Origin of the sequence: Streptomyces sp. NPDC018045, from assembly GCF_044327445.1 — a bacterium.
GTDB lineage: Bacteria > Actinomycetota > Actinomycetes > Streptomycetales > Streptomycetaceae > Streptomyces.
The window spans coordinates 18,997-45,017 of record NZ_JBIRFL010000034.1; the positions used below are offsets into that span (position 1 = coordinate 18,997).

Below are 26,021 nucleotides of genomic sequence, written 5' to 3' on the forward strand. Positions count from 1 at the left end.
CAGATCGACGGGCGAGCAGACGGGAAGGCCTACGACCGTCGTACGACGGGAATTGCCACGTACTTCCTGCACGCGCACCGAGGGTGCTTCCCTGCTCGATTTCACAGCAGGCTAACGACGCGCCTCTCGGACCGTCAAGCGTTATACACACCGACCGTCGGCGCCTATTCCGCCGAGGGGCCGCACAGGATTTTGCGGGCCCCTCGGCGATGCCGGTCAGGTATTCAGGCAGGCGCGGGCAGCCCCAGGGCCCGAGCGGCCCAGGGCAAGGCCACTTCGAGCTGGCGTCGCTGAATGTCGCGCACCATCGGCGCTTGCGGAATCACCGGCAGACCGGCCCGTGCGGCGAAGAAGCCGGCCACCAGCGCGGCCAGTTCCGGAGGAACGGAAGCCACCTCTTCCGGAGCCGGTCCGCCCTCCAGATGGAGGCTCGGCAGCCAGAAGGCGACGTCGAACTGCGCATTGCCGACCGCCGCGTGGTTCCAGTCGAACAGAAGCGCTCGCCCCTCGCGGAAGCACAGGTTGTCGCTGCGGACGTCCAGGTGCAGCAGGCTGTCACCGTCCAGGCACTCCGGCTGCGCCGCTTCGAGCAGAGCGGGGAGCGCGCGGTCCAGCCAGGCGGCGGAGCACAACCCCAGGGACAGGAACGGCCCCGGATCGGCCGCCACCTCCGGCCAGTTGTCCTCGCCCATGTGCGTGGAGCGGGCCGTCGGCAGCCCGGAGGGTGCCGGGTGACCGGCGACCGTCCGCAAGGTCGCGAGCACCCCGTCGATCTTCTCCTTCGACCACGGCGGGCTCCAGTCACCGTCGGAGAGGTCCTCCAGGACGAGTACCGGAAGCTCCCCGTCGTCGTGCCACCCGAGTACGCGTGGCACCACGTCGAGCCGGAGGCCGTCGTAGACTTCGTACTCCCTGCGCAGCCACTCGGCGGTGATGGCATCGTCGGCGTGCTTGACGAACGCGGTCCGGTCGTCGGCCAGGCGGACGATCCAACGGCGATTGTTGGTGTAGCCCCGCCCCTGGATTCGTTTCGCCGACTTCACCGCCCGCCCCAGCGCTCGCTCGATTCGCGTGATCTCATCGTCGTGCAAATGCATCGGCACACATTAGCATTTTCGCATCTGCCGCGTTCAATGATTCTCCTGGTCGGCCGCATTTGCGCCACCCTTTTGTCCGGCGATCGCCGATGCGCCACCGGAACTCCTTTTATCGGACACTTTGGCGAAACCACTCACCGCCTCCGATTCCCCCTGAGAGGTTCCTGTCGCCACCTCAGAAGTAGCCCTCACGCTTGCGGTCCTCCATCGCGGCCTCCGACAGCCGGTCATCCGCCCGGGTGGCACCCCGCTCGGTCAGCCGGGACGCCGCGATCTCGGCGATGACCTGCTCGACCGTCCCCGCGTCGGAGTCCACCGCCCCGGTGCACGACATGTCGCCGACGGTCCGGAACCGCACCGTACGCCGTTCCACGGGCTCTCCGTCCTTCGGCCGGCCCCACTCCCCCGGTGACAGCCACATGCCGTCGCGGCGGAACACCGTGCGTTCGTGGGCGAAGTAGAGGTCCGGCAGCTCGATCTTCTCCCGGGCGATGTAGTGCCACACGTCCAGCTCGGTCCAGTTGGAGAGCGGGAAGACGCGCACATGCTCGCCGGGCGCGTGCCGCCCGTTGTACATCTGCCAGAGTTCCGGCCGTTGCCTGCGGGGGTCCCAGGCGCCGAACTCGTCCCGCAGCGAGAACACCCGTTCCTTGGCGCGGGCCTTCTCCTCGTCCCGCCGGGCGCCGCCGAGCACCGCGTCGTGCCGGCCCGCCGCGATGGCGTCCAGCAGCGGCACCGTCTGCAGCGGGTTGCGCGTGCCGTCCGGGCGCTCACGCAACCGCCCGTCGTCGAGGTAGCGCTGTACCGAGGCGACCCGCAGGCGAAGCCTGTGCACGGCCACGGTGCGGTCCCGGTGGGCGAGGACCTCCGGGAAATTGTGGCCGGTGTCCACGTGCAACAGCACGAAGGGCAAGCGAGCCGGCGCGAAGGCCTTCAGCGCCAGATGCAGCACCACGATCGAGTCCTTGCCCCCGGAAAAGAGGATGACCGGCCGCTCGAATTCGCCGGCCACCTCGCGGAGAATGTGCACCGACTCGGATTCCAGCACGTCGAGGTACGCCAGGGCACGGGCCGGAGGGCGGCCACTGCCCGGCCCGGCCGCCCCGGTGGCCGGGAAAGCCCTTTCTTCGTCCGCTGCCCGCATCGGCTCCGTCCCCTACGCGTTGATGACGGCGTCCACGGACACCCCGTCGAGGTCGCGCGCCAGCCGCCGGCGCCCCGACAGCGCCCTCAGCTCCAGCATGAAGGCCACGCCGACGACAGTGGCCCCCGCCTCGGCGACCAAGGACGCGGCCGCCAGCGCGGTGCCGCCCGTCGCCAGCACGTCGTCGACCACGACCACCCTGTCCTTCGGTCCCAGGACATCACATTGGAGCTCGAATTCGTCCGTTCCGTATTCCAGTTCGTACACCCGGCGGAGGGTTTTGCCCGGCAGCTTGCCGCGCTTGCGTATGGCCGTGAATCCCAGCCCGCACCGTACGGCCACCGGTGCGCCGAGCAGGAAACCGCGGGCCTCAAGGCCGACGACCCTGGTGGCGCCGCGGCGGTCGCACACGTCGGCCAGCGCGTCCACGAGCGCTGTGAATGCTGCCGGCTCGGCCAGTAAAGCGGCGTAGTCCTTGAACAGCACCCCGGGATACGGATGGTCCCGCACATCGCGGATATAGCCTGCCAGCCACTTGTCCAGGGGCAACGCCCCGCCCTGGCCGCCGCCGGGAAGGCACTCCCGGGCGCCGCCCGGAAGACGCCCCTGATCGCCGCCGCCCGCAAAGGAGTCGATTCCGCCGTGGCCGGCCCGTGGCGGCGGTCTCATCTCCATTGCGACCTGTCCCCGTAGCCGAGGCGTTCGGCGACCTCCGCGGTTTTCCGGTCGATGGCCGGCTCGATCACCGCCGCACGCTCCTTCCAGCGCCACCCGCGCGGACGTGCGGTCGCCACGACCGGCCGGATGCCGTGGTGCACCGCCCGCCGGAAGTCACCTGCCAACGGGATACCGAGCCATGCGCTCAGCTTCTCGAAGGCGGCGATCCGGCCGGCCGGGTCCGTGGTCAGGTCCTCGAACCGCATGGTCATGCTGTCGGTCGAAGCGTCGCCGAGATGGCCGAGCACCGCCTCGTGGGCACTGCGCCATTGGAACGCGCAGACATCGGCCAGTCGCGCCCCGGTGTACTCCTCCCAACCGGGCGGGAGGTCGAATTTCCACCACCACCGGTTGTCCTCGTTCTGCTCGACGTACCCGGCGATGTCCAGTGGCTTCTCCATCCGGTGGGCGTGAAAGCCGTGATACCGCCACCCGTCGTAGAGGCCGTTGACGGCCGCGGCCGGATTGCGGGTCAGATGCAGAATGCGAAACCGCGCGTGGGGGAAGAGCGACCGCAGGAAATTCAGGCGATACGCGTTGCTCGGTGTCTTGATGACCAGGGGCTTGTCGTGCAGGTCGGCGATGTCCGCCCGGCGCCAGGGGCGTGCCACGACGAACGGCGGCTCCTCCACGAGGAAGCCCCCCGGCGCCCCTGGACCGGTGTCCGTGGAGGGATACCTGCGCAGGGCTTCTTCCGGCAGGTCGTAATACCGTGGGTCGACCGGCAGGCCCCGCCCGGAGAGTTCCTCCAGCACGCCCAGCAGGCACCGGATCTCATCGGATTCGCCCGGCACGTCCGGCCGGCGGTGCGGGTGTGCGCGCCACACGCGGCGGATCGTCCCGACGAGTTCCAGGGGCTCCAGCGGCAGTTCCGGCCACTGCACGATCAGCCGCCAGGCCAGGTCGGCGCAGAGCTGGTTCTCGTCGCGCTCCCGGGCCGCGCTTCCCGCGTCCCGCGCCATCTCCTCGGCCAGTACCGAGCGTGCCCAGGGCTCCAGCGCGGCCACGTGCTCGGAACCCAGCGCGTCGGAGCCGGCCCGGCTCTCCGGGTGGCCGAGTCCGGCCAGGCGGAGAAAAGGGTTGGTCTCCGCCTGGAAGTGCAGCAGTGCGTCGGAGTGCCGCAGCAGTTCGGCCACCATGCTGGAGCCGCCGCGGGAACTGCACGCGAGCACCACGACCTCGCCGACCCTGTCGGGGAAGTCCGGCACGGCGGGGCCGCGCAGGGGCCGCAGCGCGTCCAGGCGTTGGTGCAGCGTACCGAGCCCCTGCGGCGCACCGACGGGGTGCGTGGTCATCCGGCCATCACCGCGGTTTCCGCAGCGAGTAGACGCACCAGCGCCACTGGTCGTTGATGGAGCCGTCGGCCTGCACCTCGAACGGGTGAGCGTCTCGCACCTCACGCGGCGCTTCGTAGAACAGGCGCTGGATCTCACGGCGATGGGCCGGCGTGGTCTCGTGGGTGTCGATCCACTGGTCGATGGACTCCCACAGCAGGTACTCGGTCATCCGGACGTCCTGGAAGCCGGCGCCGAGGAGCAGCGAACGGAAATCCCGCTCGCGGAACATCTGATGCAGCAGCGGTTGTTTCTTCTTGAAGACGCGGTACATCCAGAAGGCGTCCTCGTCCCCGTACGGGACGATCTGCCCCACGATGAACTGCCCGCCGGGCCGCAGCACGCGGAAGATCTCCGAAACCGGGCGCTCGGGCTGCGGGAGCAGGTGCAGCACCTCCCGGGTGACGACCAGGTCGAAGGAGTCGTCCGGATAGGGCAGGTCGTAGACCGTGCCCTGGTCCACGTGGTCGAGCCGGGTGGATGCGAGGGTGACCATCTCGGGGGTGATGTCCAGTCCGACCGTCTCCCCGACGCGGTCCTTGAAGGAGGCTCCCACCACACCGCTGCCGCAGCACACGTCGAGCATCCGGGCGTCGGCAGGGACCTCGCACAGTGCGGCGTGCCGGGCGAGCAGGTCGTCGTCGGTCAGCCAGGCGCAGGACTCGTGCCAGTTGCGGGACCGGATACCGAACTGCCGCTGGTACGCCTTGTAGTCGATGTCGATCTCGCGCCGCTGCACACGGGCGGTACGGCCGGCCAGCCGGGCGGCGAGCCGGGCGCGGGTGGCATCCAGCACCCGGGCCACGATCCGCCGTCCCAGTTCCTCGTCCTTCTCCATCCGGCGGCTGAACTCGCGGTCGACGGCCTCTTGGACGACCTGGCCCACCTCGGGGTTCTGGAGCCGCTTCTTGGTCTGTCCGTCGAATCGCGGGTCGTCCATGCGCAAGGAGACGACGGCGGTGAGCCCTTCGAGAACGTCGACGGTGGTGATGCGCTCCCCGAGGTGCGCGTCCAGCATGCCGCGCGCGGAGGCATAGCGGTTGATGGCTTGGGCCAGCGCCGAGCGGACCGCGTCGACGTGGGCGCCGCCCTGGTCGGTGCGGACTCCGTTGACGAAGCTGCGGATCTCTTCCGTGTACCCTTCCGTCCACTGGAAGGCCAGCTCCAGAGCGCTGTGGTCCCCGTCGGCGTCGACCACGATCGGCTCGGGGTGGACCACTGTGACCCCCCGGTTGAGGTGGGCGAGGAAGCCGCGTACCCCCTCCGCGAACGAGAACCGGGCCCGGGTGCCGGTCCGCTGGTCGGTCAGCGCGACCGTGAGTCCGGGGTGCAGAAAGGCGATCTCCTGCAGCCGCTCGGTCAGGGTGCGCTCGGAGAACGCGCAGGTGTCGAAGATCTGCGGGTCCGGCCGGAACGAGATGCGGGTGCCGCTGGTGTCCGCCGTCCCGACCGCCGCCAGCTCCATCAGCGGTTCGCCGCAGGCGTACTCCTGGCAGTGGTGCACCCCGTACCGCCGGACGTCCACCCGGAGCCATGCGGCCAGGGCGTTGACGCAGGAGACACCGACGCCGTGCAGCCCGGCCGAACGACTGTAGGCCGTGCCGCCGAATTTGCCGCCCGCGTGGAGGGTGGTGAGGACGACCTCGCAGGCCGGGCGGCCGGTGTCCGGGTGGAGGTCCACCGGGATCCCCCGCCCGTCGTCCTCCACCGTGCACGAGCCGTCCGTGTGCAGGGTGACCGACAGCTCGCGGGCATGGCCCGCCTCGTGCTCGTCGACGGCGTTGTCGAGCAGTTCGAGGACCAGGTGGTGCAGGCCGTCGTGGCCGGTGGAGCCGATGTACATGGAGGGGTTGCGGCGTACCGCCTCCAGCCCGGAGAACACCGTGATCGCCGATGCGTCATAGGTGGCGGCCGCGGCCGCCCGCGAATCATCGCTCATGGCGGGCTCCAGTGAGTGCGGGGTCACCGGCGGGGCCGTCCGATTGGCGGGCCATCTCCTGGAGCGCGGCGTCGAGTCGGGCCGTGTGCCTCTTCTTCAGCGCCGTGAGCGTGGTGAGCCAACTGGCCAGGTCCGCGCCGCCTTCGTCGAGTGCGGCGGCGGTCAGGCGGGGGTAGGCCTCCCCGGACTGCGCCAGGGCAGCCGTCACGGACGAGGCCAGGTTCAGCGGTGTGTCCCCCACATCCCGGAACCCTGTGGTGTGGGGGGCGTCGCGCAGTACGTCGAGGTGGCCGTGCGCGGCGCAGGTGATGCTGTCGGCCAGGTCGGTGAACAGCTCCGCGACCTGGGTGTGGCCTTCCGTTTCGGCTATCTGCGCGAAGTACGCGTAGCGCAGCGCGGTGGTGGCCTCGGCGGCGAACACCGCGCGCAGTTCGGCCGCCAGACTCTCACTTGGCTGTGTCATGTGGCTCCTCACCGGCTCCGCCGCCCGATACGGCCGGCTTGGTCCCCGCCGCCACGACGAACAGCATGTGGTCGACGATCCGGCCATCCGCCTCCCGGACCGCGTGCAGGGACCTGAATTCCTCGGTGGCGCCCCGGTAGGCGGCCCGGATCGCCTCCCGGCGGTCGTCGCCGATGGCGCCGTTGTCGGACCAGACGTCCACGTCCTCGGCGGAGATGTGGCGGCGGATGCGCACCGGGTCGCAGCCCGCCGCACGGAGGTGTTCCGCCGGCTCCTCCGGCAGGAAGAAGTGGCGGCGGACCGGGTTGCGCAGCCGGAGGATCTCGAAGTACGTGTCCCGGTCGTCCGGTCCGTAGGCGCACAGGTTCACCAGGACGACGCGGCCGCCGGGACGTACGACACGCACCATCTCCTCGACGGCGTCGGGGAGGTCCATGAACTGCATGCCCTGTCGGCACACCACGAGGTCGAACTCGCCGTCGCCGAAGGGCAGTTTCTCGGCCGGTGCCACCACCAGTTCGTCCAGGAACGGTGCGGCCTGCTCCGCCATCTCCGCGGTGAGGTCCAAGCCGACCACCTCGGCCACCCGCCCGGAGAAGAGGCGGGAGACAAGACCGGTACCGCAGGCGACGTCCAGAACCCGGTCGTCGGGTGCCGGGGAGCCGAGGTCGAGGACGATCCCGCCCAGTTCCCGGTCGGTGCACCAGGAACTGGACCGGTCATAGGTGGCGGCACGCATTCTGAAGTGGTCGGTCACGTCATCTCGCGTGATCGGCAAGGAAGAGCCTCCCTTTCGCGTTCTCCGGTTCCGTCGGCACCCGCGGGCGGCGCCCGCGTTCGGGGCCGGCCGGGTGGCTTTCAGGCGGTACTGCGCCGTGCTGCGACCGACGGGGCCATGGGGCGCCGGCGCCGGAGGTGCACCCGGGCGTGCGCCCTGAGCCGCAACCACCTCACGTACACGTCTCGGCCGAGCCGCAGGGAGTAGTTGCGGTCCTGCTTGAGCGACCGGAACTCCACTCGCAGCCGCAGCGCCGCCGACCGCACGGCCACCTCCACCGGGGAGGGGGCGGGGCAGGCGTGCGCCTGCGGATCGACCGGGTAGCCGAGATCCCTCTTGAGCGGCCCCGTCACCTTGTCCACCAACAGGCGCTCGCCCCGGGTCAGGCCGGCCTGGTGCGCGCCGATCCGTTCCGTCGTGACCGGCGTCCCGGCGTTGCGCCATGATTCGGCCCACCCGGCCGTCCGGCGTGCGGCCGGCGAACGGTGGTGTTCCAGCATGGCCGGCTCGAATTCCTCGGCCAGGAAGGAGCAGAGCCGTTCGATCTCCTCCCGCGGGCGCGAGACGAGGTCCTCGTAGTGCAGCAGGTGTACCGTCTCCGGGCCCCACCTGGCCAGGGCTGCCCGGGCCTGCTCCTGCTGCCTCCGCCACAGGTGGGCCATGCGGTACGGGTGGCTGTAGCCGAAGATGGACCGCTTGGCCGAGGAACCGACGTCGCAGGGGTCCCTGACCAGCCAGATGAAGCGCGCTTCGGGGAAGTGGGCCAGCGCCTCGTCCACGTGGTCCACCATGAAGGTGCTCTTGCAGCCCCAGCGCGCGGCGCCTTCGGCCTCGCGGTACTGGTCGTACACGGCGGCCACCACTCCGAACAGCGAGGGGGCGGCCTCCTCCACCACGCGCTGGGGGTCGATCGGGTGCTGCCAGGGGTGGATGTGCCGTCGCAGGAGCCCCACGGCGTCCTCGGCGGCCGCCCGGCGATTGGCCCGGACGGTCAGGTCGCCGTAGGAGCCGGCGGGCGTCGCGAGGTAGCGCATGAAGTGCGGCGGATGCGGGACGCAGAGGCGGGAATGCGCGTCCAGCATCAGTCGCAGCAGGTTCGACCCGGACCGTTCGGTGCCGATGATGAAGATCGGGCTCTCCGGCCCCGGCGTCGCCTTCATGCGCCACCGAGGTCCGCCGCGCGGCGCATCATCTCGGCCCCGCTCGGCACCAGGCGGCTGCCGAGCGCGGCGACCTCGGGGGAGGCGCACTGGTCGAGGGTGAAGCGTCCGGAGCCGGGAGCGAGCGCGCCGGCCGCCGAGCTCCACTTCTCGCGCCACCCGGTTCCGGCGTAGGACGTCGAGCGTTCCAGGCCGTCGTGCGGCTGCGGGTGGAAGTACCAGAAGTTCTCCGGGTAATGCTTGAAGTCCATGACGGGCCCGGGCTGGTAGGCATCGTAGATGCGCTGGTAGGCGTCGCGGCAGGCGCCTTCGGACAGCCCGCTGATGTTCAGGAACTCGTCTTCGTGCAGGGCCTGTTCGATCGACAGCCAGTTGAGGTGGTCGATCTCGGAGCGGATCAGTCCGGAGCCGATGGCTTGCTTGTAGACCGTGGTTCCGGGCATGGCCGACAGGTACTTGACGCGGGTCACATGGTTGTACGTCTCGGCGAACTGGACCATGTGGTTGAGCGACTCCTCGTTCTCGTTCGGGAGACCGACGATGAGGAGGGAACCGAACCGCACATCGTTCTCGAAGGTGGTCCGCATCGCCCGCACGGTGAGGTTCTCGCTGCTGCCCTTGCGGGCCTCCCTGAGCACGTCCGTTCCCAGCGACTCCACTCCGTAGAGGATGATGTCGCAGCCGGAGTCCCGCATGGCGGTGATACGCGGCTTGTCCATGTCGGCGCACCGGGTCAGGCACGTCCAGCGTATGTCGTGGTCCTTGATGGCATCGCAGATCTCGATCGTCTGCCGACGGTGGGAACTGAACGTCAGGTCGACGAAGAAGCAGAAGTCGACACCGTACTGCTCTTTCAGCCAGGCCATGTCCCGGTCCATCTTCTCCGGCGACTTGGCCCTGACCTGGGGCGTCGTGCGGTAGCAGAAGGAGCAGTCCATCTTGCAGCCGCGGCTGTACGAGGAGATGACCTGCGGCTGCATCCCCATGGGGCTGTGGTACTGGGGCCACAGGTCCAGCCGCATCCTGGGCAGCGAGTCCAGGTCCATCATCTGGCCGCGGGCCCGGGTGCGCTTGGGCTCCCCCTGGGAGGTGCGGTAGCAGATGCCACGGATGGTGGGCAGGTCCTGCTCCCACTTGCCGGCGGCGAAGCTCTCCATGAGTTCGAGGATCGTGATCTCGCCCTCACTGATCACGGCGACGTCGCACGCCGTGCTCTCCATGAACACATGCGGCACCGAGGTCACCAGGGATCCGCCGCAGATGATGGGGACGTCCGGTTCCGCGTCGCGGACCATCTGCATCAGTTCCCGGCAGAACGGGAAGTTGTCCTCGAAGGTGCACACACCCAGGACGTCGGTCTGGCCGACGATCTGGTCAAAAGCGGTCTTGAGCGGGTTCAGCGCGTACCGCACGTCGACGATCCGCACCGGGAACCCGGCGTTGTGGAGCACCGTCGAGATGTAGGAGGCGCCCTCGTACGGAGAGGTCAGGAAGAACTCCCAGCCCCGCGGCATGCTGAACGGTGACGGGCCGACAACCAGGGTGAAGCTCGGGAGGGAGGGATCCGTGGGCACCGGCTCGCTGTCCTGCTCACGCATCTGCCGCAGGTAGCGCCCGTCGACGGCCTCGTCGGCATTCGAGTACAACTCCAGCGCCAAAGATTTCTGTGCCATGAGTACTCCCTAGTTGCCAGGTGATGTGTCCTTATCCGCTGGCCTGCCGATCGTCCGACACCACGATGCGGCGTACTTGGTCGGCGAATTCACGCCAGGAATCCGCACAGCCGTCGGCGAGTTCGGCCACCATTTCCGCCCAGTGTGGCGGAACACCGTCCACGAGATGGCCACCCGCCTCCATGAGCAGCTCCTGCGCGTCGAACAAGCGTAAGAGCGTCCGACCCATTTCGGTGAAACGGATCGAAGGGTCTTTCTTGAGGGTGCGATGCAGCTCCGCCAGATCCTGAATGGTCTGCACGCTGGTGGTCTTCCCCGCCGGCTTCCGGTCCCCCAACTGCCGCGTGGGGCGCCCGGCCGCGTTCTTTCGCTTGCTCGCCGGAGCGGAGTCCTCACGATAGCGCACCGGCACCGGGTCCCGGCCTGAACGCAGACGTTCACGCACATCGTGTGCCGTGCCCAGGGATATCCCGACCGTTGTGGCCACTTCTCGCAAAGGCATGCCAGGGTGGTCCGTCATCACCTGGGCGGCCGTCTTCCGCAACTCCGACATGTCCAGTGGCCGCGCCCTGCCGTCATGGCCGACGCGGGTGTTCGAGTGAGGAATTTCCTCACTTGAACGCCGTCGGACGGCCGCCACGGTCTTGGGAGACAGGCCGCTGACCCGGGCCACGGCACGGTCGGAGAGATGGGGGTGTGACCGCACTATCCGTGTCGCCGCCGCGGTGCGTTCCTCCAGCGACAGGGGCAGTCCGTGCCGCACATTGCTCTCCACCGCCAGCACGAAGGCATCCGCCTCCGAGCCGTCGAAGAACCTGCAGCGGATGGTCCGGTCGCCACGCTGGACCGCTACTTGCAACCGGTGCATACCATCCAGAACACGCATGGTGGGACGGTGGACGAGAATGGGGGGAAGACTCGCTCCGGAGGCGAGCAGAAGTTCCACGTGCTCACGGTTGAGCCCTCCGGAACGGGGAGAATCAGTCGAGCTGCGCAGTTCCCTCAATGACACCAGGTGCAAGGAGACTTCGGTCGGCCCGGCTTCACGCACTTTCCCAAGATCTTGCAACAGCGACCTCCTCAGAAGTACTCCTCCAAGGCCGCCCACCAGTCTATGCACGTTCAGTCAATAGCCGATCAACAGCGGATCTACGCGGCAAGCGGAAGGACGCACCACGTGACGAGTCTCGTGCTCATTTCCCTCGACACCGTTCGGGCGGACGTCGCCTATTCCGGGAAGATGCCCGGAATCGAATCGCTGCGCCGCCGGGGTACGACGTTCCGGCAGGCCATCTCGTCCGCTCCCCTGACGCCCATCAGCCATGCCAGTGTGTTCACCGGTCTGCAGCCGGTCCGGCACGGCATCCGCCACTTGCTGCGCGAGCAACTACGGCCCGACACGACGACGTTGGCGGAACGGCTGCAGGCAGCGGGGTATGCCACCGGCGCGGTGGTGTCCTGCCCGGGGCTCAACCGGTGGTACGGCATGGACCGCGGATTCGACCACTACGACGACGAGATCCCACGACTGCCCGACGGCAGCGACCCCCTCACCGTCAACGACGTCAAGCTGCGCGGCCTGGCGCTCAAGCGCGCCCCGTTGGTGGCGGATCGCGCCGCGGCCTGGGTGGAGCGCCAGGAGGGCCCCTTCTTCCTGTTCGCGCACTTCTTCGACGCCCACTGGCCGTACGAGCCCCCGGAGGACTTCTGCCCGCGGGCCGCCAATCCCTACGAGGGCGAGGTGGCGTACAGCGATCACTATCTGCACCTGCTGTTCCGGCGGCTGGAGCAGGCCGGGCACCCGCTCGACGACCTGCTGGTCGTGTGCTTCTCCGACCACGGGGAAGACCTGGCCGGCTGGTACCCCAACGACCACTCCGGCGACCTCGGCCACGCCTACGAGGAGGGCCACGGATGTCTGCTGTTCGACACGACGCAGCACGTCCCGCTCATCGTCGGCGGGCCGAGGGTGCCCCGGGGCCGCGAGATCACCCAGCAGGTCCGGCTGGTGGACATCGCTCCCACCGTCCTGGAGCTGCTGGGCCAGGACCCGTACAAGGACGGCCCCGACGGCCGCTCACTCACCGAGTTCTTCGGCGAGCAGACGCCCGCGGCCCGGCCCGCCTACTCCGAGACGTACCACCCGGAGGAGCGGCGGTCGGACGGCCGCTACCCCGATCTGCTGCCGCTGGCGTCGGTCCGTCTGTGCGAGGGCGACAGCCGTCAGAAGGTCATCTGGCACATCGGCGGCGACCGGGTCGAACAGTACGATCTGGCCGCCGACCCGCACGAGCTGCACGGCCGGACCCTGTCCTCCGGTCAGGACGACGGGGCGCGCCCGCCCTGGTGAAGGAGGACCGCCGGGTCGGGTGAGGGTACGCGCAGGATGTCGTCCGCGAGCTGAGCGGCCTGGGCGCGGATCTCCGCGATGGCGGTGGTCTCCCATTGCGAGCCCCGCCGCAGCGGGCCGATGGTCAGCAGGGCCGGGTGGGGCCGTCCCGCGCGGTCGAGCAGCCGCCCGTGGCGGTCCGTGGCCAGGCCCAGCCGCAGGGAGTCGGGGACGGCCAGCCCGTCCCGCAGCAACCAGGTCAGCAGCGGGTCGGTCGAGCCGGTGATGTCCCGTCCGAAGCCGGTGCAGTTGATCACCCAGTCGTAGCGCGCGGGCACTGCCCCGGCACCGATGTCGAGCCCGGCGATGACCCCGCGCGGGCAGGCGCGCAAATAGGCCGCTCGTCCTTTGCGGGTTTTCAGGCGGCCTGAGCCCAGCGCGCGTCCGAGTCGCCGGGCGGTGTCGGGCGGCAGCCGATGGCGGTGGACATCCCAGTACGTACCGAAGCGGCCCAGGAAGTCCCGCTGGTCGTCGGCGTCGAGCCGGCCCCACAACTCGCCGGCGCAGGGGCGCAGCGCGTCGATGATCTCGCGCCAGCATTCCGGGCTGCTGCGCATCTCGGAGCGGACCGTGCCCACGAGCCGCGCCAGGGTGAGCCGGTCGTCCGCCAGCAGCGCGCCCACGACGTTCGGGTGTCCGCCGTGTGAGCATCCGGCGCCGTGGGGCCTGGGCAGCAGTCCGTGCCGGGACACGGCGTCGACCCGTACGCCCACCGAGCCGCCGAGCAGGCTGAGCCCGATGTCCACCGCGGTCAGTCCGTTGCCCAGCAGCAACACCGAGGAGTGGTCCGCCACCGCCGGAACGCCGCTGTGCCAAGGCGAGCGCACATACCGCGGCCCCACCTGCGCCGAGGCGAACGGATCGCACCAGGTCGCCGTGTTCCCCATGGCGAACACGACCCGGTCCGCCGCCGTGCACCGGCCGTCGGACAGCGCCACCACCGGTCGCGGGAGGCCGGCGAGCACCCTGCGCGCCCGGCGTCGCACATGGCAGAGCTGCCCGGTCGCCGCCGTGCGCTCCCGGGTCTCGCGCAGCGTGTCGGCCAGGTAGGCGCCGTACGTACCACGCGGCAGGTAGTGGCCGGGGGACGCGTCCGGGTCCCGGCGCCGCAGCCAGGCGACGAGGTGTCCGGGATCGTGGGCCCGGGCGGCGGAACGCTCCACCGGCGTGTTCATCAGGTGCCGGGGGTCACTGGACGCGTAGGCCGTGCCCCGGCCCAGTTCTTCGGACGGCTCGATCAGCGAGATCCGCACCGGACGGCGCGACGCCGCGCTCGCCTCCAGCAGGTGGACGCAGGCCAGGATGCCGCTGGCCCCTCCCCCGATGACGGCCACCGTGACCGCGTCGTGGTTCACGGCTTCCTCCCGGCGGCCGGCGCGCCGGCGTCGTCCCGCAGCAGCACGCCGGTGAGACAGCCGAGCGCCCCCGCGGCCTTCACGTACTCCCCGACCTCCACGGTGTCCACGTGCAGGCCGGCCGCCTCCAGGCGCCGCCGGGTGTCCGGACAGCCGGCGGGCATCAGCACGACCCCCGGCGCGAGCGTGACCAGGTTCATGGCCCGCCTCCTCACCACCTCGTCCTCCGCGGGCAGTTCGATCACCTCGTATCCGTGCTCGTGCAGCAGGGCGCGCAACTCCGCGGTGGCCGCGGCCGTGCGCAGCAGCACCCGCAGGCGGTCCACGAAGACCAGGGACCCGAGGAGGTGCTGCACCCCGGGCCCGAGCGGTACGACAGCGGTCTCGACTCCTTGGCGGCGCAGTTCCTCGCCGACGACCGCCGCGCCCTCCGGGTTGGTGCGGAAGCCGCAGCCCACCACGACCGTGTCAGCCCCCAGCCACAGGGCGTCCGCGCCCTCGAAGGTGGCCGTGCCGGCCGGGGCTCTGAGCAGGGGGACGCCGAGGGCGGCCAGGGCGGCGGCCGCGAACCGCTCCTCGCCCGCCCGCTGCGCGGACGCGGGGCGGCCGAGCACCACGCCCTGGGGCGTCGCGAGAAAGAGGTCCCTCATGAAGATCACGTTGGGTCCCGCGTCCGCCGGGGGCCGGACGATGTGGACGGTCACTCCGTGCCGGAGGTACGCCTCGGCCACCGCGTCCGCCTGCTCCCGTATCCGGCCCAGGTCGACCCTGGCGGACATCAGGTGGCCGCGGGGGGCGTCACCGGCCCCCTCCAGGCTGTCCGGCGGACGGGCGAGCACCACCTCCCGCAGCGGGGCCACCTCCGAGCGGTAACCGCACCGGCGCCACACCGTTCCCGCCGCCACTTCCTCGTGATGCGCGGCGGTGCGCGGCACCCAGCCGTCACCGCCCAGGTCGCTCGGCGCGGCGTGGCACGGCGCGAGCGTGCCACCGTATCGACCGGTCCGTTCCACTCGGCCCCTCCCACCTTCGGCGGCCCGGAAAACGCGAGGGGTCCCGGCGCCCGGGCTCCTCCGGACCTACAGCTTTCGATTCCGTACTGCCGGTTCCGTACTGCCGGTTCCGTACCGCCGAACGGCGCGGCAGCCCGAATTGATCCGGAGCCGCTGCCTCAGTCGCGTTGCGGCGGATAAACCGTGGGATCGTCCAGCGGGACCTTCAACCACGAAATCATCTGGCGGAGTTGATGGTACGCCCGGAGTCGCGCGGCATCGTCGTCCTTCTCTTCCGCCGCCGCGATCGGCTCCCACAGTCGGGGCACCATCACCGGCCCGATCTCCAGTAGGCCGCCGCTTCCTCCCGTGGCCCATTTGGCCAGTACGTACCTCGCTATGGCACCGACGGGAATGTCCAGGTTGCGGGACATGCCGCGCACGGTCACCAAAGGGTCGAGCAACCCGTAGGCGACCACGTCCGACTTGAAGTTCGCATGCCGGTCGTCCGGGTCCCAGGCGCCTTTCCAGCGGCGCAGACATATGGCTTCCGAACCGTCGTCCAGGGTCCAGACGTCAGGCGTTTCTGGATCAGCGTTCACGCAACTCTCCGGAGTTCGTGGGCATTTCCAGGATTAAGCCACGCCCGGCCGACCGTCGGCAAGGGCGCCCCGGGCTCTCTGGACAGTCGGCAGGAAACCGGAGTAAAACCGGTGACACACGCCGCGCCAGCCCCACGGTCCGAATGAGCGGGCAGGCTCACCAGCCGACCCCGGGATCCTCTCTGCCCCGGGTTTCTCCCCGCCCTGGCTTTCCGGCCATCGATCGCACCCACGCCATCGCATTCCCGGAAGGAGTCCCCTTGAATGCTTCGCCGGCCACCGCAGCGCCGAAGTCCGTAGTCGCCAGAAGAAGCGGCTCCACGACCAGGCAGGTTCTCCTGGCGAGCACCATCGGAAGCGCCATCGAATGGTACGACTTCTATCTGTACTCAACGGCCTCCGTGCTGATCATCGGGCCCTTGTTCTTCCCCGGCAGTTCCACGACGGCGACCATGCTGGCCACGTTCGCGACCTATGCCGCCGGATTCGTGGCCCGGCCACTGGGCGGCGTGATCATCGGGCACTTCGGAGACCGGGTCGGCCGCAAGAACATGCTCGCGCTGACTCTCCTCGTCATGGGCCTCGCCACCTTCCTGGTCGGTGTGCTGCCGACCTACGAGCAGGCCGGAATCCTCGCACCCGCGATGCTGGTCACCCTGCGAATCCTGCAAGGCATCGGCATCGGCGGCGAGTGGGGAGGAGCCGTACTCATGAGCGCGGAGTACGCCCCGCCGGGGCGCAGAGGCCTGTGGACCGCCTTCCCCGCGGCCGGGTTCCCGCTGGGGCTGCTGGGCAGCACCGCCGTGATCGAGCTGGTCCTCGCGATGCCGGAGCGTCAGCTCCATGCCTGGGGCTGGCGTCTGCCCTTCCTCGCCTCGATCGTCCTGGTGGTACTGGGCGTGGTCGTACGGCGGAAGGTGGCGGAGTCCCCGGAGTACGTGCGGGCGAAGCGGACGGCGGCCGTGTCGGCCCTGCCGGTCCGCGAGGTGCTGCGGCACACTCCCGGCAAGGTGTTGCGCGGCGCCTCGGCCGCACTCGGCCTCGCCGTGATCGTCAGCACCTTCACGGTCCAGCTCTTCACCGCGGCCTCCGCCGGGCAGCAGCACACCACCCGCTCGGTCTTGCTGCTGGGCCTCGCGGCCGGCGCGCTGGCCGAGGCTCTGATGCTGCCGTTGTGCGGGGCCCTGTCCGACCGGTGGGGCCGTCGCCCGGTCATTCTGTCCGGATACGCCGTCTGCGCCCTCCTGGCGGTTCCGGCGCCCCACTGGCTGGCTTCGGGAGAGCCGTGGCTGGTCATCATGACCTTCGTCCTGGCCATGGGCGCCGGCCATGCCGCGGTGTACGGCGCTTTCGCCGCCTTCCTGGTCGAGATGTTTCCCGTCCAGCAACGCTATTCGGCAATGGCAGTGACCTACCAGGCCGGCGCGACGATCGCCAGCTTCAGCCCGCTCGTGGCCACGGCCCTCGCCGGATCGGAGCAGGTCACCTTTCCCGGCATACTCATCATGCTCGGCTGTTTGGCTCTCGCATCCATCGCGGTTGCCGGTTCTCGGCCGGGGACCGGACCCGGGATACGGGGCCGAAGGCCCTCGACATGACGGCAGAATCCAGCCCGCGTTGTGCGGCGGCGTCCCGGAAACGACGGCCCGTCCACGGACCCTTTCCGTTCTCCCGGCTCACCCGCGCTTCCGGCGAAAGGGCAGCCTTGACGGCACCGGCCGCCCGACCGGACGGGACGTACGCCCCCTCCTGTTACGCCTCGCCCATCAGCACAACCCGCAGGCGTGCCCGGGAAAATTGTCCACGGCTTGCCATCGCTCCGGAGCCCGGCCTCCGGCAGGCGGTACATCGTCTTCCCACCCGGCCAAGGCCCGGCACAGCGCCGCGTTGATGGCGGACGTCGCCTCCCCCGAAAGGTGCCCCAGCCTCTTGGCCATGGCCGCGGCTTTCTCGTAATGCGTCACGGCCTCGTCAAAACGCCGCTGGGCGCGTGCGACCATGCCGAGTCCGTGCAGCGCCTGCCGCGCGATGAACAGATCCTGCCCCTGCCGAGCGGAGCTGACCGCCAAACCCGCGTACTTCTGCGCCTCACCCAGCCACCCCGTCTGGAACGCGGTGACCGCATACAGGAACTGGGCCCGCCCCAGCGTGCGCGGCTCGTTCCGTTTCGCGGCCGCGCGCACCAATGGCGGCACCGCGGCCTTCAAACGCTCGTCACCGACCGCCCCGGCGAACGGATTCACGGCGATGAGCAGATCCACCGCACGCGGCAACAGATCCTCCTCCGCCCCCGCAGGGCGGCGCGCCGCCTGCAGAGCCGCACCGGATATCGTCGGCACCTCACTACGGACCCACTCCCGCGCCTGACGAAAGTCGGGAAAGGACAGACCCGCGGTGGCGCCCACCGGAAAGGCGTCCTGCACGGGGTCGCCGGGCACTGCCCGTGCGAACGCGTTGCACGCGGTGGCCAGCAGGTGTTCCAGCAACCCCCGCAGGGCGTGGTCCGTCTCGGCGCGGTCGTGCTGACCGAACCGCGCGTGGGCGACGGAGCGGGCCACGTACCGTACCCGATACCGTCCGGGCCCGGACGATCCCAGGAGCGAGCCTTCCCTGAGAGCCTCCAGGACGCGCTCCGCCGTTGGTTCGTCCACCGTCAGCACGGCCGCGGCGCTGCGCACGGTGAAGTCCGGGACGCCCGTGGCCGTCAGCCGGCCCAGCGCCGCGACCTGATCGGGCATCGGGTGCCGGTGGCCGTGACCGACCGGCGCGGCGAGCGCGGAGGTGCCGGCCGTGCGGCCACGGTCCCGGGTCAGCGAAGCCACCAGTACCTTGATGCTCCACTCGGGGTGGGCGGCGAGCCGCCCGGCCGCGACGCGCAGGGGAAGGGGGAGCCGGTCGCACGCCTCGGCCAGCCGCCGCGCGGCCACCAGTTCCGTGGCTGTCCGGCCGGGCCCCAGCCTCTTCTCCAGCAGAGCGACGGCCTCGTCAGGGCTGAGCCTGTCCAGGCACACCCGGGCCGACAAGGGAAGGCCGGGCAGCAGGCTCGGCCGCGCGCTGATGATGACGCCACACCGGGCGCTCCCGGGCATCAGGTCCCGGAGCTGGTCCGCGTCGCACGCGTTGTCCAGCACCAGCAGGACCCGCCGTTCGTCCAGCAGCGAACGGAAGAGGTCGCAGCGTTCGTGCCGGCGCTCGGGTACGTGCTGTTGTGGCACCCCCATGGCCCGCAGGAAGCCCGCCAGGACACCGGACGGGTCGGCGGGCACCTCGGCGGCACCCCGGAGATCGGCGAACAACTGGCCGTCCGGAAAGGCGTACTTCACCTGATGGGCCACCTGCAAGGCCAGTGCGGTCTTGCCCACGCCCGCCACCCCCGAGATCCCCACGACGGCCGGCGCGGCCCGCGCCGGGTCCGTCAGCGCCGCACACAGGCGGGACACCTCGGCCTTCCGGCCGACGAACCCCGTGTCCGGGAGGGGGAGTTGATCGGGCGGCGGCACACGGATTTCCTTCGCCCCGACAGGGACCATGAGGTCTGCCCGGCGGCCCTGCCTTTCCTCCGGGGCACCGTGCAGCAGCTCCGTGGGGGGAACACCGCTGAGGATGCGCTGGTGCAGCGCGGTCAGCTCGGGGCCGGGATCGATCCCCTGCTCTTCCAACAGGAGTCTTCTCATGTCCTGGTAGATGTCCAGGGCCTCGGTCTGGCGCCCCACACCGTACAACGCCCGCATGAGCAGACATCGAAACCGCTCGTTCAACGGATAGGCACCCACCAGATCGGTCAGCTCCGGTACGACGAGCCGGTCGCGCCCGGATTCCAGCGCCACGTCGTAGTGCTCTTCCAGCGTGGCGATCCGCAACTCGTCCAGCCGCGCCCGCTGCCGCGCGGCGTACGGGCCCGGTACACCGCTCAGCGGCTCCCCTCGCCACAGGTCCAGGGACGCCGACAGCAGCCGCCCGGCCTCCTGTATGCGGCCCGCCCTGCGCTGTTCGACAGCCCGCTTCATCAGGGACTGGGCACTTCCGGCGTCCAGCGCGGCAGAGGCCATGGCCAGCCGGTAGCCGTCCCCGGCCGACTGCAGCACACACGGCTTCACCGCCCCCTGCGGCTCCAGAAGCTTCCGCAGCCGCCAGACATAGGTACGGATCGTCGTCACGGCCCGTTTCGGTGGCTGAAAACCCCACACCGCTTCGACCAGCCGACTCATCGGCACGGCCTTCCCACCACTCAGCAGGAGCCCCACCAGAACCGCTTGTTGCTGGGGCGGCCCCACCGGCACCCCCACACCGCCCCGGTAGGCACGGAGGGGCCCGAGAACATGGAACCGCAAGTCATCCGCCATGACCCGTCCTGTGGTGTCGGTACCGGAGGGGGGAGCACATCGTCACCAAGAAAAGTTAAAGGTAATGCGCAAGTGTTTGCCCGACCAGAACAGGAGATCCAAACCGACCGGATCCAGCCGCGCCCGCATCCGCCGGGCGCGGCTCGCCCTCTCCCACCGGAACACGCACGGCCGAGACCGGGAAGGAGACCCGTGCACGGCCCGGTACCGTGAGTGGAGGTGGGGTGCTCGTCCGGCCGCCGCCTGCGGGGGCGGCGACCGGGACCGTTGTCAGTCTGCTGCCGGAGTGGCGTTGATGGCGTCGGCCACGGGGGCGCTGGAGGCTGGGTTCTGGCCGGTGAAGAGGTTGGCGTCCTGAACGGTGAATGCCTGGTAGGGGGCACCCTGCTCGTGCCGGGCGCCCTTCTCGCGCAGCCGGCCGGCCAGGAGCCACGGAGCGTTGTCGCCGGTGCCGAACATCACCTCCTCCTCGTCGGTGAAAGCGGCCATCCTGCGGCCGGCGAAGACCCACGTACCCTGTTCGTCGACGGCGCTCAGCAGAGCGGCCGGGCCGAGTTCCCCGGCGGCAGACGGCACCGATGATCTTCCCCGTCCGGTCGGCGTCGACCAGGAGCCGAACGAGGTCGCCGTCCTGGAAGAGGTCGACGACGGGGCCATGGCCTCCGGGCAGCACGACAGCGTCGTAGGCATCGACGCAGACCTCGTTCAGCTTCAGCAGCCGCCCGAAGTCGCTGAGTGCCTTCTGGGCGTGGGCCACATGGCGGGCGCAGTCCGCACCGGCGCTCTCGGGGTCGGCGCTGTGCTGGTCCAGCGGCTGGAGCACGCCGCCGGGGGAAGCGAAGTCGACGGTGTGTCCGGCGCGGACGAACGCCTCGTGCGGGGCGGCCAGGTCCTCGGCCCAGTAACCCGTCGGGTACCGGGATCCGTCGGTGCGCTCCCAGACATCGGCTGCGGACATGACGATCAGAATCCGGCCCATGAGTTCTTCCTCGCTTCTCGCTGTCGGCCGATCGCTTCAGGACCGGGACCACCGGATCGGACGGAGCCGGCGCTCACTCCACCGTGGCCCGCCCCCATCGGCCGAGAGCCGCCATCAGCAGCCCTCTCCGGTCTCGGTCCGGGCGCCCCAGGACTGCCAGTCCCAGCTACGGCGGTCCCGTGTACGGCGCGCCGGCCACACTGGTTTCCATGACCTCCCACAACCGCGAACTGGCCGACCTCCTCAGACAGGCCCGCGCCCAGTGCGACCCGGTACGAGCGGGGCTGCCGCCCGACGGCCGCGTACGCCGGGTGCCGGGGCTGCGGCGTGAGGAGGTGGCACGGCTGGCCGGTGTCTCCGCCGACTACTACGCCCGCCGCGAACAGGGCCGCCGCATCATCCCCTCGCCCGCGGTCGTCGAGGCACTCGGCCAGGCCCTGGAACTCGACGCCGCGGGACTGGCCCATCTCCAAGACCTCATCGGCACCGCCGCCGCTCCCACGCGGCGCCGCCCGCCCGCCGTGCAGCGTCTGCGCTCCGGCCTCCCTCAACTGCTGGATTCGCTGGAGGGCACACCCGCCCTGGTGCTGGGCCGCCGTACCGACGTCCTGGGCTCGACCCGTACGGCCAAGGCGCTGTTCACCGATTTCGACGCCCTGCCCCCGGCCGAGCGCAACTACGCCCGCTGGCTCCTCCTCGCCCCGGACGCACGCGCGCTGTTCGTCGACTGGGAGGTCCAGGCCCGTGCGGCGGTGGAGAACCTCCGCCTGGACGTCGGCCGCGCGCCCGGCGACCAGGCCACTCAGAAACTCGTCGCCGAACTGAGGGAGCGCAGCGAGGAGTTCGAGCGCTGGTGGCGGCAGCACCGCGTCCACCAGCGTACGCACGGCTCCAAGAGGCTGCCGCACCCTCTCGTCGGCGAACTCACCGTGGCGTACGAAACCCTCACGCCGCCGGGCGACACCGAGACCACGCTGTTCCTCTACACCACCGAACCCGCATCGGCGTCCCGGCAGGCCCTCGACCTCCTCGCCTCCTGGACACTCACGCCCCGAGAACCCCACCGCGCCCCTGAGCACGAGCCCCGCAGCCGGCCTGGCCGCTCCCCCGGCTCTGGATCGGGTCGCAAACCGGCGGTGGGCCACCGACCGCCGGCCGCACGGTGCTGCTCCGTCTCCACTCGGGCAGCCAGGGACAGGTGCTGGGCTGTGCCGGCGGTCAGGACTGTGGGGCGGAGGCTGGTGGTGGGGCCGGCGGTGTCGGGAGCTGGAGGAGGAAGGTGGCTCCGGGAGTGGGTGGGGTGGTGGCGTGAAGGGTGCCGTGGTGGCGTTGGGCGATGTCCCGGGCGATGGCCAGGCCCAGGCCGGTGCCGCCGACGTCGCGGCTGCGGGCTTCGTCGAGGCGGGTGAAACGGTCGAAGATGCGCTCCCGGTCGTCCGGGGCGATGGGCGACCCGTCGTTGTGCACGGCGACGGTGGTGGTGACGTCATCGCGCGAGACCGTGATGGTGACGGCGGTACGGGCGTGACGCAGGGCGTTGTCGAGGAGGTTGCGCAGGAGCCGCTGGAGGTGGAGGGCGTTGCCGCGGACGGGCGCGGAAGGGGGCATGTGGGCGGTGGTGGCGGGGCCGTCGGGCCGGGTACGGCGGGCTTCGTCGGTCAGTTCCCGGATCAGGGCGGTCAGGTCGACCAGGGCGGGCGCCGGTGGCTCGGTGCGGGGGCGGGTGAGGAAGAGCAGGTCTTCGGTGAGGGCTTGCAGGCGGTGGGTGGCGGTGAGTGCGTCGCTGGTCGCCCGGGGCCAGTTGGTGCGGTCGGGGCGGGCGAGGGAGATCTCCAGTTGTGAGCGCAGGGCGGTGAGGGGGCTGCGCAGTTCGTGGGAGGCGTCGGCGACCAGGCGTCGTTGCTGCTCGACGGCGTGCTGTAGGCGGTCGAGGGTGGCGTTGGTGGTGTTCGCCAGGCGGGAGATCTCGTCCTTGGCGCGGGGGATGGGGACTCGGCGGTCCAGGTTCTGCTCGCTGATGTCTGCGAGTTGGGTGCGGATGGCTTCCACGGGGCGCAGGGCTCGGCGGGTGGCGACGGACGCGGTGACCGAGACCAGCAGCGCGGCCAGTGGGATGCCGGCCAGCAGGGGCGGGGTCAGGTCGTCGACGGCTGTCTGCGCCGTGTCGGGCAGGGCCAGGACGTAGACGGTGTAGCGGCCGCCGGCTGTGCCGAACATGGTGGGAACGCCGGGCGAGATGTCGATGGCCGCGGCGACCGCGGTGAGGGTGCGGTGGGTCAGGTGGCGGGCGGCCGGGTCACGCCGGCCCGGGGCGTGGTCGGTGTCCAGGCCGCTGGTGTGGACGCTACGGGTGGTGGACCAGTCCTCGGGCGCGTCGGCGGGCGCGGGCGGAAGCTGTTCTTCCAGGCCGGCGAGATCGACGGCACCGCCGCCACCGGTGCCGATGCCGCCGCGGGGTGTGAGGACGACGTAGGGCCAGTCCAGTTGGCCGGGGACGATTCCCGGGGCGTTGCCGGGCAGGGCGAGGTTGCGGGCGACGGTGCGGGCCTGGAGGCGGGCCTTGTCCAGGGTGCTCTCGTACTGGGCGTCGTACAGGTGCTGGCGCAGCCACCAGGCGCCGGTGGCTGCGAGCAGCAGGGCCACGAATCCGGCCAGGACCGCGGTGCGTACGTGGGTGGGCAGACGGCTAAGCACGGCGCTGCTCGTCGTCGATGAGCCGGTAGCCGGCTCCGCGTACCGTCTCGATGCTGTGTCTGGCGAACGGTGTGTCGATCTTCCGGCGCAGCGCGCTGACATGGACCTCGACGACCGCGGTGCCGCCTTCGTAGCTCATGTCCCAGACTTCGTCGAGGATGGCGAGCTTGGAGACCACGTCACCGTCGGCGCGGGCCAGGCAAGCGAGGATCGCGAACTCTCTCGCCGTCAGGGCCACCTCCTCGTCGCCGCGGCCGCAGCGGCGTGTGGCGGTGTCCAGCCACAGGTCGCCGCAGCGCACCACGGGGTCCGGGCCGGTGGCGCCGCGGCGGATGAGGGCGCGGAGCCGGGCCAGGAGGATGACGTAGGAGAAGGGCTTGGTCAGGTAGTCGTCGGCGCCGGTGTCGAGGCCGTCGGCCTGGTCGTACTCTCCGTCCTTGGCGGTGAGCATGAGGACCGGGGTGGTCACACCGGCTTTGCGCAGTTCGGCGCAGAGGCGGTAGCCGTCCACACCCGGGAGCATGAGGTCGAGGACGATGGCCTGGTAGGGGTGGCGGAGGGCGAGCCGCAGCCCGGTGAGCCCGTCGTCGGCGTGCTCGACGCGGTAGCCCTCTGTTTCCAGGCCACGCCGCAGCGCCGCGCTGACCAGGGGATCGTCCTCCACCACCAAGATGTCCATGCCGTCCAGGATGACAGGTTCGACGGGTTGGAACCTTAAGAAATCTTTGGCGTCTTTGGTGCTCATTAAGACTGTTTTGTGCATGCTGCGCGGTCCGCCGGCCGCTCGGTGCCGGACACCCGGTTCAGGAAGTGCGCGATGCAGCGGCAAGAGAAGCCCACGGGCCAGGCCACGCCGGTCCGTGACAGCAAAGGGACGAGCAGTGCGGCAGCAAACCTTGCGGGTGATGCGTTCCAGCGTATCGACTCGCTCACCAGCCTGCGCTTTTTCGCGGCGTTCGCCGTCTTCACCCATCATTTCAATGGCCTGAGCGCCGGCGGGGGCGTGTGGCACATTCCAGCACTCTTCCCGTATTCCACGATGGGAGGAAATGGCGTCACGTTTTTCTTCGTCCTCTCCGGATTTCTCCTCACCTGGAGCCACCGGAGCGGGAGAAGTCTCAGGGAACACTATTGGCGACGGATAGGCCGTATCTGGCCGGCACACCTTGTCGCCGGCGCCCTGGTGATCTGGGTCTTCTACCGCGTCGGCACCGAGCAGACCGATTGGTTCAGCACGCTGACGTCACTCTTCCTCGTCCAGACCTGGTTCCCTCACGTCACCCCGGTGCTGCCGGGCAATCCAGTCACCTGGACACTCAGCGTGGAAGTCCTTTTCTACGCCCTGTTCCCTTTGGCCATTCGGCGGGTCCGGGGGCTGCGGACCCGGTCTCTGGTGCTGCTCAGCGCTCTCGGCCTGGTGGGCATGTGCGCTGTGCAATGGGGCTCCGACCAGTGGTTGTCGGCCGGCTGCGCATCCTGGGTCATGCGCCACCCCCTGGTCCACCTGCCCCAGTTCTTCCTCGGAATGACGTGTGCTCTGGCTCTCCAGCGCGGGCATCGGATACCGATTCGCCCGGTCGTGGCTGTGCTGCTCCTGTGCGTCTACACCGTCGCGTACACCCGCGGCGGAGAGTGGATACCCACCGCGTTGCGTCCTCAGATGGACTACTCGCTCCGCCCCACCGTGGCCATCCTGTCGATGCTGCTGATCGCGGCCTGCGTCCAGGGTGAGCAGGCCGGACGGTGTCGTGTCCTCACCCGGAAACCCCTGGTCGTGCTGGGCGCCTGGTCGTACGCCTTCTACCTCGTACACCAAGCGGTCAATCAGTACATCCGGCTGCACTGGCCTCATCGCATGCATGACAGCGACGAAGCCGCGATCTTCCTTCTCGGCACCGCTGTCCTCGCGCTCGCGATCGCTGGGGCCCTGTATACCTGGGTGGAGGAACCCGCTCAGCGCTGGTGGGCCAGCCATCTGCCACAGAGTCGGCGCGCAAACCCTCCCCTGAGCCGGCAGAAGGCGCACGGAAAGCACCCTCAGCTCCCCTGCGCGTCCGCAGCGAAAGCAGCAAGCGCGGGTGGAGAATCATGACGGAGTTTTTCGCCGACCCCTCTCGTGGCAAGCGAAAGCGAGGGTGGCGACGGTCGTTCTGGGCGCCCCTCCGCCACCGCCAAAACGCCCCTGCCATCCACAGCGGCAGGTCCGGCGGATTGGAACCTTAAGAAGCCTTTAGCGTCTTCAGGCACCCTTCAGGCTGTTTTGTGCATGCTGTGCGCGGTCCGCCGGCCGCCTGGTGCCGGGCATCCGGTTCAGGAAGTGCGTGATGCAGCGGCAGGAGAAGCCCACGTTCGGTGAAGGGCT

The 26,021-nt window shown here is 70.0% G+C and carries 20 protein-coding genes and 2 pseudogenes; 4 read left to right on the top strand and 18 right to left on the bottom strand.

Annotated elements, in window-relative coordinates:
- Positions 1 to 224: 224 nt before the first annotated feature.
- From ACH4EB_RS35180 to ACH4EB_RS35225, 10 genes are all read right to left on the bottom strand, one after another.
- Complete coding sequence (locus ACH4EB_RS35180) at positions 225 to 1,097, bottom strand: aminoglycoside phosphotransferase family protein (protein ID WP_398352410.1); 873 nt, start codon at positions 1,095 to 1,097, stop codon at positions 225 to 227.
- 175 nt (positions 1,098 to 1,272) lie between these two features.
- Positions 1,273 to 2,241, bottom strand: a complete 969-nt coding sequence (gene cysD / locus ACH4EB_RS35185; RefSeq protein WP_398352412.1) for a sulfate adenylyltransferase subunit CysD — start codon at positions 2,239 to 2,241, stop codon at positions 1,273 to 1,275.
- 12 nt (positions 2,242 to 2,253) lie between these two features.
- The gene (locus ACH4EB_RS35190; protein WP_398352413.1) at positions 2,254 to 2,916 is read right to left on the bottom strand and encodes an adenine phosphoribosyltransferase; all 663 of its coding nucleotides are present in this window, start codon (positions 2,914 to 2,916) and stop codon (positions 2,254 to 2,256) included.
- Positions 2,907 to 4,253 (bottom strand): sulfotransferase, encoded by a 1,347-nt coding sequence (locus tag ACH4EB_RS35195; protein ID WP_398352414.1) that lies wholly within the window; start codon positions 4,251 to 4,253, stop codon positions 2,907 to 2,909. Before ACH4EB_RS35195 ends, ACH4EB_RS35190 begins: the two co-directional genes overlap by 10 nt.
- A 7-nt stretch (positions 4,254 to 4,260) precedes the next feature.
- Positions 4,261 to 6,231, bottom strand: coding sequence for a methyltransferase domain-containing protein (locus tag ACH4EB_RS35200; RefSeq protein ID WP_398352415.1), 1,971 nt, complete (start codon positions 6,229 to 6,231; stop codon positions 4,261 to 4,263).
- Positions 6,221 to 6,694, bottom strand: coding sequence for a ferritin family protein (locus ACH4EB_RS35205; protein ID WP_398352416.1), 474 nt, complete (start codon positions 6,692 to 6,694; stop codon positions 6,221 to 6,223). Before ACH4EB_RS35205 ends, ACH4EB_RS35200 begins: the two co-directional genes overlap by 11 nt.
- Complete coding sequence (locus ACH4EB_RS35210) at positions 6,678 to 7,472, bottom strand: class I SAM-dependent methyltransferase (RefSeq protein WP_398352417.1); 795 nt, start codon at positions 7,470 to 7,472, stop codon at positions 6,678 to 6,680. Before ACH4EB_RS35210 ends, ACH4EB_RS35205 begins: the two co-directional genes overlap by 17 nt.
- An 80-nt stretch (positions 7,473 to 7,552) precedes the next feature.
- Positions 7,553 to 8,632, bottom strand: a complete 1,080-nt coding sequence (locus tag ACH4EB_RS35215) for a sulfotransferase family protein (RefSeq protein WP_398352418.1) — start codon at positions 8,630 to 8,632, stop codon at positions 7,553 to 7,555.
- A complete protein-coding gene (locus ACH4EB_RS35220; protein ID WP_398352420.1) occupies positions 8,629 to 10,305 on the bottom strand; it encodes a B12-binding domain-containing radical SAM protein in 1,677 nt (558 codons plus the stop codon). The genes ACH4EB_RS35215 and ACH4EB_RS35220 overlap by 4 nt, the downstream gene beginning before the upstream one ends.
- Before the next feature lie 31 nt (positions 10,306 to 10,336).
- Entirely contained in the window at positions 10,337 to 11,191 is an 855-nt protein-coding gene (locus ACH4EB_RS35225) for a streptomycin biosynthesis protein (RefSeq protein ID WP_398352422.1), read from the bottom strand.
- 291 nt (positions 11,192 to 11,482) lie between these two features.
- Between ACH4EB_RS35225 and ACH4EB_RS35230 the strand changes: the two genes are divergently transcribed.
- Positions 11,483 to 12,655 carry a sulfatase gene (locus ACH4EB_RS35230; protein WP_398352424.1) on the top strand — a complete coding sequence of 391 codons (1,173 nt, stop codon included), beginning with the start codon at positions 11,483 to 11,485 and terminating at the stop codon, positions 12,653 to 12,655.
- Here the strand turns inward: ACH4EB_RS35230 and ACH4EB_RS35235 are convergent.
- The 3 genes from ACH4EB_RS35235 to ACH4EB_RS35245 form a co-directional block, all read right to left on the bottom strand.
- A complete protein-coding gene (locus ACH4EB_RS35235) occupies positions 12,625 to 14,049 on the bottom strand; it encodes an FAD/NAD(P)-binding protein (protein ID WP_398352425.1) in 1,425 nt (474 codons plus the stop codon). The genes ACH4EB_RS35230 and ACH4EB_RS35235 overlap by 31 nt on opposite strands.
- Positions 14,046 to 15,062 carry a dimethylarginine dimethylaminohydrolase family protein gene (locus tag ACH4EB_RS35240; RefSeq protein ID WP_398352427.1) on the bottom strand — a complete coding sequence of 339 codons (1,017 nt, stop codon included), beginning with the start codon at positions 15,060 to 15,062 and terminating at the stop codon, positions 14,046 to 14,048. The genes ACH4EB_RS35235 and ACH4EB_RS35240 overlap by 4 nt, the downstream gene beginning before the upstream one ends.
- 158 nt (positions 15,063 to 15,220) lie before the next feature.
- Positions 15,221 to 15,643: a DUF6027 family protein gene (locus ACH4EB_RS35245; protein WP_398352428.1), complete on the bottom strand. Its 423-nt coding sequence runs from the start codon at positions 15,641 to 15,643 to the stop codon at positions 15,221 to 15,223.
- 260 nt (positions 15,644 to 15,903) lie between these two features.
- Between ACH4EB_RS35245 and ACH4EB_RS35250 the strand changes: the two genes are divergently transcribed.
- Positions 15,904 to 17,241: an MFS transporter gene (locus ACH4EB_RS35250; RefSeq protein ID WP_398352429.1), complete on the top strand. Its 1,338-nt coding sequence runs from the start codon at positions 15,904 to 15,906 to the stop codon at positions 17,239 to 17,241.
- 168 nt (positions 17,242 to 17,409) lie between these two features.
- On the opposite strand, the gene ACH4EB_RS35255 is transcribed toward ACH4EB_RS35250, so the two are convergent.
- The 3 genes and pseudogenes from ACH4EB_RS35255 to ACH4EB_RS35265 form a co-directional block, all read right to left on the bottom strand.
- Entirely contained in the window at positions 17,410 to 19,986 is a 2,577-nt protein-coding gene (locus ACH4EB_RS35255; RefSeq protein ID WP_398352430.1) for a BTAD domain-containing putative transcriptional regulator, read from the bottom strand.
- A 270-nt stretch (positions 19,987 to 20,256) separates the two neighbouring features.
- Positions 20,257 to 20,562 carry a hypothetical protein gene (locus ACH4EB_RS35260; protein WP_398352444.1) on the bottom strand — a complete coding sequence of 102 codons (306 nt, stop codon included), beginning with the start codon at positions 20,560 to 20,562 and terminating at the stop codon, positions 20,257 to 20,259.
- 46 nt (positions 20,563 to 20,608) lie between these two features.
- Positions 20,609 to 20,965: pseudogene (locus ACH4EB_RS35265) on the bottom strand (type 1 glutamine amidotransferase domain-containing protein); the annotation flags it as partial.
- 209 nt (positions 20,966 to 21,174) lie between these two features.
- Between ACH4EB_RS35265 and ACH4EB_RS35270 the strand changes: the two are divergent.
- Positions 21,175 to 22,026, top strand: a pseudogene (locus ACH4EB_RS35270) (helix-turn-helix transcriptional regulator); the annotation flags it as partial.
- 157 nt (positions 22,027 to 22,183) lie between these two features.
- On the opposite strand, the gene ACH4EB_RS35275 reads toward ACH4EB_RS35270, so the two are convergent.
- The gene (locus tag ACH4EB_RS35275; protein ID WP_398352432.1) at positions 22,184 to 23,659 is read right to left on the bottom strand and encodes a sensor histidine kinase; all 1,476 of its coding nucleotides are present in this window, start codon (positions 23,657 to 23,659) and stop codon (positions 22,184 to 22,186) included.
- The gene (locus tag ACH4EB_RS35280) at positions 23,652 to 24,338 is read right to left on the bottom strand and encodes a response regulator transcription factor (RefSeq protein ID WP_398352434.1); all 687 of its coding nucleotides are present in this window, start codon (positions 24,336 to 24,338) and stop codon (positions 23,652 to 23,654) included. Before ACH4EB_RS35280 ends, ACH4EB_RS35275 begins: the two co-directional genes overlap by 8 nt.
- A gap of 138 nt (positions 24,339 to 24,476) precedes the next feature.
- Between ACH4EB_RS35280 and ACH4EB_RS35285 the strand changes: the two genes are divergently transcribed.
- A complete protein-coding gene (locus tag ACH4EB_RS35285; protein ID WP_398352435.1) occupies positions 24,477 to 25,751 on the top strand; it encodes an acyltransferase family protein in 1,275 nt (424 codons plus the stop codon).
- The last annotated feature ends 270 nt before the right edge of the window (positions 25,752 to 26,021 follow it).

What these genes read in the sequence shown, in the direction of transcription:
- ACH4EB_RS35205 (WP_398352416.1), bottom strand. Translation starts at nt 6,694, where the DNA reads ATGACACAGCCAAGTGAGAGTCTGGCGGCCGAACTGCGCGCGGTGTTC.
- ACH4EB_RS35195 (WP_398352414.1), bottom strand. Translation starts at nt 4,253, where the DNA reads ATGACCACGCACCCCGTCGGTGCGCCGCAGGGGCTCGGTACGCTGCAC.
- cysD (WP_398352412.1), bottom strand. Translation starts at nt 2,241, where the DNA reads ATGCGGGCAGCGGACGAAGAAAGGGCTTTCCCGGCCACCGGGGCGGCC.
- ACH4EB_RS35285 (WP_398352435.1), top strand. Translation starts at nt 24,477, where the DNA reads ATGCAGCGGCAAGAGAAGCCCACGGGCCAGGCCACGCCGGTCCGTGAC.
- ACH4EB_RS35215 (WP_398352418.1), bottom strand. Translation starts at nt 8,632, where the DNA reads ATGAAGGCGACGCCGGGGCCGGAGAGCCCGATCTTCATCATCGGCACC.
- ACH4EB_RS35180 (WP_398352410.1), bottom strand. Translation starts at nt 1,097, where the DNA reads ATGCATTTGCACGACGATGAGATCACGCGAATCGAGCGAGCGCTGGGG.
- ACH4EB_RS35255 (WP_398352430.1), bottom strand. Translation starts at nt 19,986, where the DNA reads ATGGCGGATGACTTGCGGTTCCATGTTCTCGGGCCCCTCCGTGCCTAC.
- ACH4EB_RS35225 (WP_398352422.1), bottom strand. Translation starts at nt 11,191, where the DNA reads ATGCGTGTTCTGGATGGTATGCACCGGTTGCAAGTAGCGGTCCAGCGT.
- ACH4EB_RS35280 (WP_398352434.1), bottom strand. Translation starts at nt 24,338, where the DNA reads ATGGACATCTTGGTGGTGGAGGACGATCCCCTGGTCAGCGCGGCGCTG.
- ACH4EB_RS35190 (WP_398352413.1), bottom strand. Translation starts at nt 2,916, where the DNA reads ATGGAGATGAGACCGCCGCCACGGGCCGGCCACGGCGGAATCGACTCC.
- ACH4EB_RS35200 (WP_398352415.1), bottom strand. Translation starts at nt 6,231, where the DNA reads ATGAGCGATGATTCGCGGGCGGCCGCGGCCGCCACCTATGACGCATCG.
- ACH4EB_RS35220 (WP_398352420.1), bottom strand. Translation starts at nt 10,305, where the DNA reads ATGGCACAGAAATCTTTGGCGCTGGAGTTGTACTCGAATGCCGACGAG.